9 protein-coding genes, 1 rRNA gene and 1 pseudogene are annotated in these 15250 nt (G+C 49.9%); 2 read left to right on the top strand and 9 right to left on the bottom strand.

The features are described 5' to 3' along the window. Window positions 1-182: 182 nt before the first annotated feature. A 5S ribosomal RNA gene (gene rrf / locus G5S52_RS18350) occupies window positions 183-298 on the top strand. Between the two features lie 156 nt (window positions 299-454). Here the strand turns inward: rrf and G5S52_RS18345 are convergent. Further along, window positions 455-3028 carry a beta-N-acetylhexosaminidase gene (locus tag G5S52_RS18345; RefSeq protein WP_165017188.1) on the bottom strand — a complete coding sequence of 858 codons (2574 nt, stop codon included), beginning with the start codon at window positions 3026-3028 and terminating at the stop codon, window positions 455-457. A gap of 378 nt (window positions 3029-3406) precedes the next feature. Here G5S52_RS18345 and G5S52_RS18340 point away from each other — a divergent pair, with 378 nt between their 5' ends. Beyond that, window positions 3407-3700: an MliC family protein gene (locus tag G5S52_RS18340; protein WP_235956388.1), complete on the top strand. Its 294-nt coding sequence runs from the start codon at window positions 3407-3409 to the stop codon at window positions 3698-3700. Between the two features lie 102 nt (window positions 3701-3802). Here the strand turns inward: G5S52_RS18340 and G5S52_RS18335 are convergent, their stop codons facing one another. The 8 genes and pseudogenes from G5S52_RS18335 to G5S52_RS18300 all read right to left on the bottom strand — a co-directional run bounded on the left by G5S52_RS18335 (window position 3803) and on the right by G5S52_RS18300 (window position 15250). Beyond that, window positions 3803-5215, bottom strand: a complete 1413-nt coding sequence (locus tag G5S52_RS18335; protein ID WP_165017185.1) for a phosphoglucomutase/phosphomannomutase family protein — start codon at window positions 5213-5215, stop codon at window positions 3803-3805. A gap of 58 nt (window positions 5216-5273) precedes the next feature. Continuing rightward, a complete protein-coding gene (locus tag G5S52_RS18330; RefSeq protein WP_165017182.1) occupies window positions 5274-7679 on the bottom strand; it encodes a glycoside hydrolase family 94 protein in 2406 nt (801 codons plus the stop codon). Window positions 7680-7718: 39 nt separating this feature from the next. Next, window positions 7719-9634 (bottom strand): annotated as a pseudogene (locus G5S52_RS18325) (beta-N-acetylhexosaminidase). A gap of 3 nt (window positions 9635-9637) precedes the next feature. Next, complete coding sequence (locus tag G5S52_RS18320) at window positions 9638-10516, bottom strand: glucosamine kinase nucleotide-binding domain-containing protein (protein WP_165017175.1); 879 nt, start codon at window positions 10514-10516, stop codon at window positions 9638-9640. Further along, window positions 10509-12212 (bottom strand): glycoside hydrolase family 9 protein, encoded by a 1704-nt coding sequence (locus tag G5S52_RS18315; protein WP_165017172.1) that lies wholly within the window; start codon window positions 12210-12212, stop codon window positions 10509-10511. The genes G5S52_RS18320 and G5S52_RS18315 overlap by 8 nt, the downstream gene beginning before the upstream one ends. A gap of 28 nt (window positions 12213-12240) precedes the next feature. After that, complete coding sequence (locus G5S52_RS18310; protein WP_002540450.1) at window positions 12241-13230, bottom strand: ABC transporter ATP-binding protein; 990 nt, start codon at window positions 13228-13230, stop codon at window positions 12241-12243. A 29-nt stretch (window positions 13231-13259) separates the two neighbouring features. Next, window positions 13260-14225, bottom strand: coding sequence for an ABC transporter ATP-binding protein (locus tag G5S52_RS18305; protein ID WP_002540449.1), 966 nt, complete (start codon window positions 14223-14225; stop codon window positions 13260-13262). After that, window positions 14225-15250: an ABC transporter permease gene (locus G5S52_RS18300; RefSeq protein ID WP_165017169.1), complete on the bottom strand. Its 1026-nt coding sequence runs from the start codon at window positions 15248-15250 to the stop codon at window positions 14225-14227. The genes G5S52_RS18305 and G5S52_RS18300 overlap by 1 nt, the downstream gene beginning before the upstream one ends.

Raw genomic sequence — 15250 nt, 5'->3', positions numbered from 1 at the left:
GGTGTGTAAGCGCTGCGAGGCGTTGAGCTAACTGATACTAATTGCCCGTGAGGCTTAACCATACAACACCCAAGGGGTTTTGACGGACTCAAATAGAACATTGAATGTGTCGAGAACACAGAAACAGCTTTCCAAGATTTTGGTTTTTACCTTTTTTAAAGGTGAAGACTTAGCAGAATTTGCTTGGCGACCATAGCGTTATGGACCCACCTGACTCCATGCCGAACTCAGTAGTGAAACGTAACAGCGCCGATGGTAGTGTGGGGTCTCCCCATGTGAGAGTAGGACATCGCCAGGCTTCCAATTTAAAAAAAGCCCTGACCTGGCGGTCAGGGCTTTTTTGCATCTGCCACTTTCCATATTCATCATAGCTACTGACAAAACAGCTGTTCGACACGCAACAAAAAGGCCATCCGTAAGGATGGCCTTTTGACGTATATAGCTAGATGAAGAACTACTTCACCTCAGCAATTCGGCTTGAGCGATCTCCTGATACGGTGCGGATAAGTGCACTAGTCACTGCAGGCGCTTGATTCGCATCATAGGCTTGCCAGCTTTGACCATCGTCAACGGAGTATTCAATCGCAAGACCAGGGAAAGCACTGTTCGCTTTCAATACGCCAGCTTCGATGATGCCGCCAGGTACTGGCAGGTTAAAAGCGATGCCACCCTCTTCCAAGCTAGGCATGATGTTTTTCGCAACAAGGTTTGCGAACTGATTGTAGTCAGCATTACGTGCCGTCTCATCAACCAACTTGCCGTCTGCATCGTGAGCTTCCCATGATGCCGAATGCCAAGCACGCTCTGCCAAAGCGATTGCGCGAGGGAAGGTCATGCCTTCGAACTGTGCTTCTGTACGGATAGTTTCACTCCAGATCGAGCCCTGAAGACCCCGAACATTTTCTGGACGCTCAAGCGTTTTCACGCCTGCTGCGTTGAGCACTTCTTCTTTAGTGATTGGCGCGCCAGCACGGGTAAAGTCTGCATTCGCATACAAGTCATCTGGCATAAAGCCGAATGACTTACGGGTGTCAGTGAAACGTGGCGCCCAGTAATAACCGCGCTCTTCTGGATCTGGCTCATGCGGGTGGTCGAAGTAGAAGTGAGTTGCTTGGTTATAAATTACGCCATAGCCATTATTGGCAAGGTTGTAAGCGCGGTCTGCAACGCCCCATTCCCAGATGTTCTGCCATGCATTACCGGTCACCTGCGCGTTCACCATTTCCCCGCGAGGGTAAACTTTGTTGTTGTGCATCAGGCCATCTTCCCAACCAGCCAGATCAAGATTGTGGCTCGCCGTTATGGCAGAGATACGTTCAACGAAGTATTGGCTTAGCTCGTCAATGGTAGAGATGCCATGGCTGTTATTTGCAAGGAATGCCTGACAGACAGGAGAGTCTTTCCATGCACCGGCGATTTCATCACCACCGAAGTGGAAGGTTTTGAGTGGTTGAATATCCTGATGAAGGGCAACCAATGAACCAACAACGGTATCAACGAAGTTGTAGGTTGACTCCATGCAAACGTTCATGGCGTTATCAGTAAACATCTGTACTGACAGGTATTCTGTGGTGTCGTCAGGATCGCTCAGGCGGAACTCATTGGCTTTGACCAAATCACCTTGCGCGGCAAATTTCTCAAAGCGTGCGTCCATCGCTTTGATAGCGGCGTGCGCGTGGCCCGGCATATCAACTTCAGGGATTACCTCAATGCTTAGCGCATTAGCGGCGGCTAGGATTTCCTTGTAGTCAGCCTGAGTGTAGAAGCCATTGGATTCGGCTGTGCCATCAGGGCCAGCGCCAAGGAATGGCAATACACACGTGGTTTCAGTGAGGTCATGACAACGCTTTGAGCCAACGTCAGCGAGTTCAGGCAGCTCTGGGATTTCAATACGCCATGCTTCATCGTCACTCAGGCGAAGGTGCAGTTTATTCAGTTTTACCGCAGCCATCTGGTCGAGTAATTCCAGTACAGATTCTTTGCTGCGGAAGTTACGTGCTGCATCAATGGAAAGTCCACGGTAAGCAAAGCGCGGGGCATCGGCGATCGAAGCTTCAGGCACTGCGCCGTTATCGGTTAATTGAATAAGCGATTGTGCAGCATACAATGCACCTGCGGCATCAACAGCGTTGATCTCAATCTTTTCCTCGGTCGGTGAAACATTTAATTCGTATGCTTCTTCCCACTTAGCTTTTCCGTCAATGGTGACTTGGCCCCAACCAACATGAATCACTTTAGATTGGTTTGGAGACCAAGGCGCTACGGTCAAGCCAAACTGCTTAGCGATAAATTCTGCCTGGGTTTGGTAGCCATTGTCGTAAACCACTACCCAAGATGGATCGATAGTGATCTCACCTTCTCCGAAGCTTATTGAAGCAGGTGTAGGGATAACCCCTTTTGCGTTAGCAATCTTGCTGAGATCGCTGTTTTTCGCGTAGCGATCGGCAGCCGTGAACGGGTCGTAGAAATCGGTGATGCTGCCGCCATAGCGCTTCCACTGTAGCTCAGTGTCAAAATCAGACACGAAAGGTAGCTCTTCACCTGGCTTAGTCGGCACTTCACCATTGATGGTGTTGCTTGTGCTGGCAATCAGAGCAGTATCACCACTGTCGGAAACCAGATACCAGTTTGGCATAACGTCGGTTTTCGCGACTTGCCAGAACTCGGATAAGAATTCGATATCAAGTGACTGTCCCGGTGTGAGGGGAGAAAAAGAAGCAGTAGGTTCAATCTTGAAGATATCACCGTTAACATGAGAAACCTTAAGCGTGTCTGTTGCTAAAGGTTTGATCATGCGGATGTGGCTGAAGTAAATAGCCCATCCTGATGATGGTAGCGCGGTTGTGCTGTCATTGGTGAGAGAAATGACACCTTTAAATGTACGCCACTCATCTTGCTGGTTATCGATGACTGAGTACGTCAGATCGAGACCTTGGCCCAACTGAGTTAACTCCTGCGAAGAGACTGCATAACTCGGTGCCGCTAATGCTCCAGATATAGCGGCCGCCAATAAAGCGTGTTTTAACATCAGTTTGCTCCTTTAATTTCTAACGCGAAATAAATCATAGAAGAGCATAACGATGAAAAAAGGCAGGGTAATTAGTTGCTGGGGAAGACTTTTCCTTTTGCAAATTCGGTCATCGATTGACGCTGAAATGGGGGGCATTTCAATATATTGTTTTCGTTGATCGCACAATGTACAGAAAAATGGCTATACATATCGTTAAATATGCGCTCTTTATTTTTTCCCGTTAAATTATTCAAATTTCGTATTTTCATAATCTTGTTTCGAAGTAAATGTTCGCCTTGGATCAAACCAGAGTGAAATATTGTGACTAAGTTTTCATATAAGTTTTGCATTCATGATGAGATATATGGGTATATGAGAACGCAGTGACGGAGAAGAATGATGAAGAGATTACTTGGCGTTACGATGTCGGCCTTTCTGTTGGCTGCTTGTGCTTCACCATTGCCTCACCAATATGAATGTGAGGATGGCCGGATGTTCGGTGCTATGGTGATGTCAGACTACGCGTTGATTCATGTCAATGATGCTGAGTATGAGCTTCCCCGAATTCGATCTGCTTCCGGCGCGCAATATGAGCTGGAAGATGGCTCTGTGGGGCTATATACAAAAGGAGATGACGCTATGCTGGTTGTCGGTGACCTTTCTTTCCGTGAATGCTCCCTCAGCAGATAAAAGAAAGGGTAGCTAAGCTACCCTTGTTGCAAAAACCTTTCGGTTTGCAGGAATGAACAGCATTGTTGCCAATTTAGTGGATTAACCTGTTCATTGTTGACATCAAACGTACAGGAACTCTTTGATTTGTTTAACCAGAGCTTCCGCGGTGTCTTTGTCTTCCCACTCTACGAAAATACGCAGTAGTGGCTCGGTGCCTGAGAAGCGCGCCAATGCCCAACCGCCGTTCTTGAAGTAAACCTTCAGGCCATCGGCATAGCTAACTTTTTCAATCTCATAAGCAAACTCTGGCAGCGCTTTTTCTACATAAATCTTGTTGTAGAGCTCTTCGCGCTGAGAAGCTTTGAACGTGCAATCACCTTCAGCGGTGTAGGCGTAGCCATACTTGCTGTAGATTTCATCAAGCAATTCAGATAGCTTCTTGCCCGTTACGCTGATCATTTCCACCAATAAGCTTGAAGCGAATACGCCATCTTTACCTTTGATGTGACCGCGGATTGTCAGGCCACCAGAGCTCTCGCCGCCAATCAGAGAGTCATCTGCTTCCATTTGTGAACTGATGTGTTTGAAGCCAACAGGCACTTCAAAACTCTTCTCGTCATGGTCTGCGGCGACTTTATCCAGCAGGTGAGTGGTCGCGATGTTACGTACCACAGAGCCTTTCCAGCCTTTGTACTTCAGCATGTAGTAGTACAGCAGCAACAGGACTTCGTTCGGGTGAATGAAGTTACCTTTCTCGTCGATGATGCCAAGACGGTCTGCATCACCATCGGTACCTATACCAATGTCGTAACCTTCATGAGCAACCAAATGTTTCAGGCGATAAAGCGTTGCAGCACTTGGTGATGGCATCAAACCGCCGAAGCCTGGGTTTGCACCGTCGTTGATCACGTCAACATCACAGCGGCCAGAGATAAGAACGGTTTGCAGGGCGTTTTTCGCCACACCGAACATAGGGTCGATCAGCACGCGCAGGTTGGCTTTCTTGATCGCTTCAATGTCGATGAAATCGATGATCGAATCCACGAACTCGTTCATCGGGTTGATGATTTTGACCGAGCCTGCTTCAACCGCTTCTTCGAAGTCGATGGTTTTCACATCGCTCAGTTGAAGCTGGCTGATTTGCTCCTCAATCTTCGCGGTGATGATTTCGTCTGCGTCACGGCCACCTTTGATAAAGACTTTGACGCCGTTGTAATCCGCTGGGTTGTGCGAAGCGGTGATACACGCCGAGTAGTGGGTTTCCATCTCCTTCGCCTTGAACATGACGATAGGGGTTGGAACGTATTTGTCGATAAAGCTAACAGTGATGCCGTTTGCAGCTAGCACGCTTGCAAACCATTCAGCCGCTTTGTCAGACAGGAAACGGCGGTCATAACCGATAACAAAGCCCGGCTCGATCGCGTTTTCATTAATCATGATGTTGGCAAGGCTCTGGGCAACGAGTCGCACGTTATCGCGGGTGAACTCTTCGCCAATCAGTGCACGCCAGCCACCGGTACCAAATTGGATCATGGTTGAACTCCTTTAGAAACAGACAAATAACGGGGCTGATTCAGCCCCGTTTTTGTGATTAGCCCAGAACAACAACCACTTCGTTCACAGAGCCTGCAGCTTGTGCAGGAATTGCACCTTCAACAGTTTCACCGTTCAGAGTGATTGATTTCACGCCTTTGCTAACGCCGTTCGGGTTTTCAACCTTGATGTTGTAAGTCGCATCGCGCCATTCACGACGAACTTCGAAACCAGGCCAGCTTGTTGGGATACATGGGTCTACGATCAGACCGTCGAAACCAGTTTGTACACCCAGAATGAAGTTAGTTACCGCGAAGTAAGCCCAACCAGACGTACCTGTCAGCCATGGGTGGTTTGCGCGGCCATGATTTTCGTGGTCACGACCCATGATGAACTGAACGTAAGAGTACGGTTCAGCAACACGCTTCTCGATCATGTCATTCTGGTTGTATGGGTTCAGTGCGTCGTAGAACTTCATCGCGCGGTCGCCGCGGCCCAGTTTGGTTTCTGCAACCCAAGCCCATGGGTTTGGATGCGAGAAGATTGCGCCGTTTTCTTTCACGCCTTGGTATACGCGAGTGACGAAGCCGATGTCATCGTTTGGCGTTGCGAATGATGGAGAGTTCAGGTGCAGACCGTACTCACAGTAAAGGTTCTCATCAACCGCGTCCATGGCCTTCTCACCACGTTCTTGTGATGCCAGACCAGACAGAACTGCCAGAGTGTTTGACTCAAGGTGAACACGACCTTCTGCTTGTTGCGCTGTACCGATCTTGTCGCCATCTTTTGTCAGACCACGGATATACCAGCCACCTTCATCATCCCAAAGGTGTTTTTCACACGCCTCACGAAGGTTTGCTGCCATTTCGGTGTACTTCTGAACGTCGGCTTCCTGACCTTTGTATTTAGCCAGTTGGATGAACTCCTGCAGTGCCCAGAAGTGCAGGAATGATGTCATTGCTGACTCACCGCCACCCAGGTTCAGACAGTCGTTCCAGTCTGCACGCAGACCTTTACAGATACCGGTTTGACCTACGTACTCAGCAGAGAAGTCCAGCGCTGCTTTCATGTGCTCGTAGACTGATGCATCACCACCATTTGCGTATGGGATCATCTCATCCAGGAAGCTCTCTTCGCCAGTTTCCTGAACGTAGTTAATGATGGTTGGTACAATCCACAGGTGGTCGTCAGAACAGGTGTCTTCGATACCGTGGATCTTATCTTCATCGCTTGGCGTTGGAACAACAGTCGGTGATTTAGATGGTTTAACGTCCGCTTTTTCTGGATCGAACCAGTCTGGATCGAACAGGTGCAAACCGTAGCCTTCTTTCACCTGACCACGCAGCAGATCCACCAGACGTTTACGCGTCATGTGCGGGTTTGCGTGAGGAACTGAAATCGCATCTTGTGCGGTATCGCGGTAGCCCAGACCAGTACGTCCACCTACTTCGATGAACGATGCGAAGCGAGACCAAACCACACAAGTTTCTGCCTGGTACAGAGTCCATGCGTTAATCATGGTGTCCAGACCTTCGTTTGGTGAGGTTACCTGGAACTTGTTACAACGCTCATCCCAGTGACCTTTGATCGCTGCAAATGCTGCATCAACGTTAGCCATGTCCTGGTATTTCGCACGTAGACGCTGACCTTCGCCTTTGCCAATACCCAGCAGGAACACGAAGCGAACTTCTTCACCTGGCTGAATAACGAATTGCTTGTGCAGTGAACCACAGTGGTTGTAACAGGTTTGAACGTGGTTTGAACAACGGCCGTTCTCTACTGCAATTGGGTTTGCTTCGTCACGGTACATGCCCAGGAAGCTATCACGCTGACCGTCGTAGCTGTCAGGGTCGAAGCTAGACGCCATGTAGTAGAAACCTTCGTAATCATTGGTGTTGTAGTACAGGTCGTACTCAATCACACCGTCGTTGTACGAAGTACCTGCAGAGTACAGGCTCATCTGATGGTTCTGGTTATCAGACTGGATGTGGCTGAATGAGAATTCAACAAAAGAGAACGCGCTGATCGTGCGTGGCTTGTCACCATCGTTTTTAATCTTCACATCCCAAATTTGTGCGTCTTCGCCTTTTGGTACGAACAGGGTTTTCTGTGCGGTGATGCCGTTGTACTCACACTTGAATTTAGAGTAAGACAGGCCGTGACGCACTTCGTATGACGCTTCTTCCAGGCTTTTAGCCACTGGCTGCCAAGAGATTGACCAGTAGTCGCCAGTCTCGTCATCACGCAGGTATACGTAGTGTCCTGGACGGTCGAAGGTACCGTTTGGACGGAATTTGGTCACGCGGTTGTACTCAGGGCTGTTGTAGAACGAGTAGCCACCTGCGTTGTGTGAAATAACGGTACAGAACTTTTCTGTACCTAAATAGTTGGTCCATGGCGCCGGTACGTCAGGGCGGGTAATGACATATTCCCGGTTGTCGTTATCAAAGAAGCCGTATTTCATGGCGTGTATCCTTCTACAAATCTCAAAAAATTGAAGTAATTACCGACGATAGTTAATACCCAGACGATCCAGGTACTGCAGTTGTCCGCTGAGACGGGCTTGGAAATCTGCCCAGTCCCGCTGTTCCTTGGCGCTCCAACACACTTCTGCGATCGCAGAAGGCGAGGGAAGATCATGTACTCGAAGCGGCTTTGGGTATTGGTCATCTCGCACCAAAGTGCGCATTGAATTCCTTTCACTTTCCCAAACTCTTCTGTGGTGACGGTTGAGTTAGCGAAAGGCTCATAGTGGTAGGCTTTTTCAAGCGGTACCTTACAGGCCCAGTCTGTGCCCGGCTCACAAGCCGAGTAGTCTTGTGCCATATCCAAGTAAGTTTCGTGGCCTGGCTGAAGCACAACGTTGTAACCGTTGCGAATGCAGTCGACGCCGGATTGTTCATTCAGCCAAGAGAAGATCACTGTGTCTTTGCTGACTTTGTTGCCAAACACGGCCTCTTCCCAGCCAAACATTTGTTTGCCTTTGGTGCTGAGGAAATCTTCACAGTGACGCAGAACATGACCCTGAAGATCTTTGAAGTCTTTGTAGCCGTGGGTTCTCATCAAGGCCTGACATGCAGGGCTGTCTATCCACACGCCTTCTGGCACTTCGTCAGCACCGATGTGCACGTAAGGCGCAGGGAAAAGCTCACACACTTCTTTTAGAACGGTTTCTAAGAAGGTGTAAGTGCCTTTGAGACCTGGGTTCAGCACATTGTCGTTGTAGTTCTGGATGCTGCGATACGCTGAGGTGTCGGCATCTTCAACCAGCAGTTGTGGCAGGGATTTGATAGCGGCACGGCAGTGACCCGGGATATCAATTTCCGGTACAACAGTGATGCCTCGCTCTGCGGCATAGGCAATGACTTCACGGATCTCGTCCTTGGTGTAAAAACCACCGTGGATCTTGGACAGCGAAGTGTACTGAGGCTCAATACTTTCGAATGGCCCACGCCAAGCACCGATTTCCGTCAGCTCCGGATACGCATCAATCTGAATTCGCCAGCCTTCGTCATCGGTTAAGTGCCAATGGAAATGGTTAAACTTAAAGCGAGCCAGTTGATTGATCAGGTTTTTCACACGGCTGATAGGGTGGAAGTGACGTGCACAGTCCAGCATCATGCCGCGGTAACCAAAGCGGGGATGATCTTCAACTTCAACGCATGGCAGGGCGTAATCGAAATAATGACGATGCGACGCCTGTGTTGGCAGCAATTGAAGTACTGTCGCTACACCATGGGCAAAGCCTGCCTCGTTCGATGCTGAAATCTTTACTCCCTGAAGGGTTACGCTTACCCGGTAGTGCTCTGGCTTCAGGTTTTTATCCTGAACCAGACGGATTTGAGCTTCTTGCTTGATGGTGACATCACGGCGAAGGTGTTGAGACATCTCGTCTGCCAGCCAACGTGCTGCAGGCTTGCTGATATCACTGTCAGATTGAATCGCGATGTCGTCAGTCAGCGCAAACTGGCCTTGCTTTACCACCAGCGCTTTAGGCTGAGGGATCAGATTGATCGCTTTCGGTTCTGGAAGTGTCAGTGGAAGGCGTTCTGGTGTTTGGGTGCCGAGATTGATTGGTGTTGTTTCAACTGGCACGGCCTTCACGCCATCTTCTGTGGTGATTAACAGGCATGCATCACCAATGCCTTCATCATGCATCGAGAAAGGCTTGGTAGGATGGCTGAACTCGAGGTACAGATGATCGTTTGCGTTTAAAGGTTCGCCCGTTTCAAAAATGCACAGACTGCCAATCTGTTTTAAGGTGCCGTGAGACACTGACGTTGGCAGCACATAGCGGCTGGCGCTGAATGTCAGCTGCCAGTTCTGGATGTTAGTTTCAGAAAGGTTATGAAGCACTAACGCAAAGCGGCTTTCACTTGGCGTCGCTTCAATAACATTGAGGTCTAGGCGAAAGTTCATGGCTCACCTCGAAAACGGATAAAGATTGTGGTTACCGCGCGCCATCAAAATAGCGCCGGCCATGGCATCCGCCTGGGGTTTTACCAGCAAAGACTGGGCCGCTGGAGACAGCCAGCGAACAATGCGTTCACCAATGCTGCCCATCAGCGCGATTTGCGTTGCGCCTTTACGGTTCAAACCGAGGATAAGACGCTCCACATCATCAGCAGAGCCTTGCAGTAATTCCATGGCAAGTTCATCTCGTTCCATTGCCAGTTCGAATACTTTCGGACTGAATTGGCCGTAATCGCGAGGTTTTGCGGTTTTGGACCATTCAACAATGGCGTCGAGGTCGTGGTTGAAATGCGCAAGGACGTGATCGGACAGAGCTGAGCTGGTGCGAAGACCATCGTGTGCCAGCAGTGTTTGTTGGATCAGGCGCAGTCCCATAACTGCGCCACCGCCTTGATCGGAGATTGGGAATTCACGGCCACCGACAACATGCTGTTGACCGTTTTCTAAATAGATGCCGACAGAGCCTGTGCCAGCGATAACGATGGCACCGTTATCACCGCTGAATGCGCCCATACACGCGCCATAACCGTCAGTGTTCAGAGTCATGTGTTTGTAAGGGTGCGGCAGAGACATAAAGGCCTGCCAGGCCGAGCGTTGCTCGGCTGCTGCTAATGCCAGACCGACAGAAAGGGTGGAAAGGTCGGTGATCCCAGCCTGTTCAGCCGCTTGAGCAATAGCACTTTGGATGTTCTCCATCGCCAGTTCCACACCCAAAAGGATGTTGGCACTGCCGGTTTTGGCTTCACCCAAAAACTGGCCTTGTTCATCAACAATACGCGCGCGGCAGGAAGTACCACCACCGTCTACGCCGCAGAAGAAATTACCCATGGGCAACATCCTTCTTTTGCATGGCAATCGCTAATAGATACCAAGCTGCATGTGGGATCCATTGCTCTCCCCAACGCCAGTTCTGCAGCATGTCATCTTTCTGGCCTTCCGGTTTGAAAGCGATGTCATGCTCGTTTTCAAAGCCAGCCGTAATGCCGTTGCACACGCCACCTTTGGCATTGATAAAGCCAAGATCAGGCAGATAGTCAGGGTTGTTGCGGCCATGGCCGTCCAACATGCACATGTCGTAAGGGTTGAGTCCCACAATCCAGTTCAGGGCATGTTGACCGTATTCACGAAGCTTGGCTTTTTGCTCTTCGTCAGACACATAGCTGGTGGCCATAAATGCCATGGCAGCCAGTGAACCCAGACGCGCATTTTCACCTTGCCACCAGTATCCGGTCTCGTTGCGCTGGGCCACGAAGAAGCTGGTGCGCTTTTCTGCGTCGACATTCTTGATGTATTGACGCGGATAACCGAACGGGTTGTTCACTTCGGTGGAGATGCTGAGCTCAAAGTTCAGCGCATTGAAAAGGGTTTCCGTATATTTCGCTTTCAGTGTGTCATCGCCTTCTACCTGAAGGTATTGCATCAGCGAAATCGCAGGCAAGCCTGCTTCAGCAGCATGAAAATATGGGCGAGAACCATCACCGTTAGCGGACCAGAAGTGCTTAATACATTCATCACTCTGTTGTTGCTCGGCAAGGCGGGTTGCCCAATAACGCGCTTCTTCAAGGTATGACTCGCTGGCGGTGAGTTTGAAAAGTTCTGTTGTTGCCAGCAGCGCGCAGTAAAAGTCGATGGTGTTTTCCTGACCATCGTCCAGGTAAGACGTATTGTTTTCTTTTAGATGCCAGTAGCCCGTTTCTGCCGTCTTTTGGTAAGTCTCAACATCGTATTCGCCGTTAACGCCAAAGCGCGCGGCAGCGGCAAGTGCTGCGATTGCTACGCCAGCACCCTGACGGAAACCAGCCTGGAATGCATTGGTCTTGTGACCTTGCTGGGTTTCATAAGCGCAGATATCACGTTGAGACGGGTCTTTGCTCCACTTGTCGAACACGGTCAGGTAGAAGAAACCTTCTGCGTCCTGCATGCGAACGAGAAAATCTGCACCAAACAGCGCTTCATCATGCAGACGGGTTTTAGAGAATGGAGCCAGTTCCGAAGAAAGGGTTTCCAGAGTATTCAGCATATTCCAGACAACCATCGGAATTTGCTGAGGGTTTAAATAGTTAGCATATGAAAGGTGGCTGAAGTATTTACTAACGTCACCTGACGCATCATACCAACCGCCATGAACATCAACGTGACGATCTGTGCCAAGAAGGGGCGCAGTGCGATCGCGCTGATCAAACGTGCCTGTACAACGCTGGGATTTGAAGTAGTGGATCACATCAGAAAAGGTGCGATCAAACAGGATACCTTCTGCGACAGAAAAAGCCGGAGACAAAACATCTCCTACTTTGACGAAGAAATCTCCGCACTCATTGAGTGCAGAGAAATCGATACGGTAAACGTCGCCGGTATGCCATTGGTCTACAGAACCACAAGCACAAACAGGCAGCTGCATCACTGATTGCCCAGTCTGGCAATCTACAATATCGGCATGTGTTGCAGTGACTTCTTGCTTTGCAAGGATCAGCGCTTGTTTATTGCCGAAGCGCTCATAGCCGATATGATTGATCAACAGCTGCATTTTACCTCCTAAAACTCTAGCCCGAGGCTCACTCGAACAGATAGCAGCGAACGAAGTGGTTATCCGCCAGCTTGGTGACTGGAGGTAACGCCTGACGACATTTTTCTGTCGCGTGCAGACAGCGGCCAGCAAATGGACAGCCAACAGAATCCGGCGTCCATAGAGGAATTTCGCCTTTATTACCTTCCAGCTCGGTGTGGATAGATTTCGAAGGATCCGGTACTGCGGAAACCAGCAGGCGTGTATATGGGTGTTGTGGACGGTGAATGATTTCTTCACAGTCACCCCATTCCACCATGTGGCCAACGTACATAACCGCCAGATCTTCTGCGATGTAACGTGCAGTTGCGATGTCGTGCGTGATGTACAGCAGCGCCATTTCCTTCTCGAACTTCATCTCTTCCATCAGGTTCAATACACCTGCACGGATAGACACGTCGAGCATGGAGGTTGGCTCGTCAGCCAGCACAACTTCAGCACCTACAGCGATGTTACGCGCCAAGTTAACGCGTTGGCGCTGGCCACCAGAAAGCTGGTGAGGGTACTTCTGTGCGGTTTCTTTTGGCGGTGTCAGACCAACCTGATTCAGCAGGTCATACACTTGTTCTTCCAGTTCTTTCGGGTTGCTGCTCGCTTTCTTGTGAATGTGCAGTGGACGCGCGATGTGGTGGAAAATGGTGTGTGTTGGGTTCAGAGAACCGAACGGGTCTTGCCATACCATCTGAACACCTTCGCGATAGGTCATCAGATCGTTTTTCTTGGTGATCGTCGCGATGTCGCGGCCTTTGTACTCAATAGAACCAGAGGTTGGTGCATACATCTTGGCGATCATTTTTGCTGAGGTAGATTTACCTGAACCAGATTCACCTACTACCGACAGACCGCGGCTTTTATACAGTTTGAATGACACGTCATTCAGTGCGCGCATCATTGGCTTGTTCAGCGCATTACTGCTGATAGGGAAATCTTTTACTAGATTTTTGCCTTCAACAATCGGTTGGCCTAATTCTTTAGTCATTGCTCACTCCTACAAGTCGCTAAAGCCAATTACTTGCCTGTAAACAGGTGGCAGTTGGTGAAACGGTTTGGCTCTACCTGAGTCAGTGTGTTAGCCACTTTGAAGCAGGTGTCTTTGGTCTTTCCGCAACGAGCCTGGAAACGACAGCCTTGTGGGATCTCAAGCAGGTTCAATGGGTTACCTGGGATACCGGAAAGGTGTGTTTTTGGACCCGTCAGTGGAGGGAATGAGCTAGCCAGACCTTCGGTGTAAGGGTGATAAGGGTTTTTGAGGATTTCTTTCGATGGTGCCACCTCAATCAACTGGCCGGCATACATGATGCCGATACGGTCAGTGAACTCGACCATCAGTGACAGGTCGTGAGTGATGAACAGAATCGAGAAACCAAACTCTTCTTTCAGTGCGTGGATCTTTTGCAGGATCTCGCGCTGAACCACCACGTCCAGCGCCGTTGTCGGCTCGTCCATGATGATCATTTTCGGATTCAGAGCCAGTGCAATCGCAATAACCAGACGCTGACGCATACCACCAGAGAACTGGTGCGGGTAGTCGGTCAAACGGCTTGGGTGGATATCAACGATTTCCAACAGACCTTCTGCGCGACGCTTTGCCTGTTCGCGGGTCATGTTGGTGTGGCGCATGATAACGTCACAGAACTGCTCTTCCATGGTAAGCACTGGGTTCAGGGCGTTCATCGCTGACTGGAACACCATGGAGATTTCTTTCCAGCGGAAGCGACTCATGCGCTCATCGCTGTATTTCATGATGTCTTCACCGTTGAAGAGTACTTCACCGCCGCTGATGAATGCAGGCGGCTTATGAAGACGCATCAGCGAGAATGCAACGGTGGATTTACCACAGCCAGACTCACCGGCCAGACCGAATACTTCGCCTTTACCAATATCAAAGCTTACGTTGTTTACTGCGCGGACATCGCCCGCGTCAGTAATGTAGTCAACACATAGGTTGCGGATTTGTAGTTGTGCGTCGCTCATTATTTCTCTCCGCTCATTGCTACTTGTGGAGTCAGCTCAGTTTCTGCACGTGACTGAGTTTCTGCTGCTTGCATCTTCTTCCAGCGCTTAAGGCCTTTTTGTGCACGCAACTGCGGGTTAGCGATTTCATCGACTGCGAAGTTAACCAGTGCCAGTGCAAGAGACAGCAAGCTCAGCGCCAAACAAGGTGCCAGTACTTCCCACCAGATACCCAGTTGCATTGCTGAAGAGGTACGTACGTTGTACAGCATTGAACCCCAGCTCACTGCGCTCGGATCGCCCATACCGATGAACGAGAGCACAGACTCAGTCAGGATGGCGTACATCACAGAGCCGATGAAGCTTGCACCTACCAGAGGGATAAGGTTCGGCAGGATTTCAACAAACAGGATGCGAGTGCGGGATTCGCCAAGCACTTCTGCGGCTTTAACGAACTCTTTCTCACGAATTGCCAGTGTCTGGGAGCGGATTACCCTGGCGCCCCATGCCCAGGAGGTTAAGGCTATTACCAAGGCGATGGTGAGCGGACCTGCCTGCCCGACGAATGCTGCCACTACCATCACGATTGGAAGCTGAGGCATAACCAGCATGACGTTCATCGCACCTGACAGCACGTTATCTACACGTCCGCCAAAGTAACCTGCTGAGATACCCATGATGGTGGCAACCACACACACGAAGATACCTGCAGTGAAGCCAACGAACAGTGACGTTCGCGCACCGTGAACCACCTGAGACCAGATGTCGCGGCCAAGACGGGTAGTACCCATCACGTGTTCACCATCTTTTGACATGCGCAGACGACGTTGGTTATCTGCCAGGTTCTCGGCTACCCAGCCATCTGGATTAGCCTGTGCCATTTTGACGACAAAACCTGGGTATTCGTGTGGTGCGCCCGTGCGCTTGTGCGGGTCGTACTGAGAAAGAAACGGTGCAAACACAGCGGCGATGATAAACATCAGAATTAAGATGACACCTACCAGAGCTTTTGTATTACCGCGAATAATATTAAGAAAATCTTTCAT

The organism is Grimontia sedimenti (genome assembly GCF_011045095.1).
Taxonomy (GTDB): Bacteria; Pseudomonadota; Gammaproteobacteria; order Enterobacterales; family Vibrionaceae; genus Enterovibrio; species Enterovibrio sedimenti.
The sequence above is the reverse complement of the archived record's forward strand: the minus strand, read 5'-3'. Positions and strand labels throughout refer to the sequence as shown.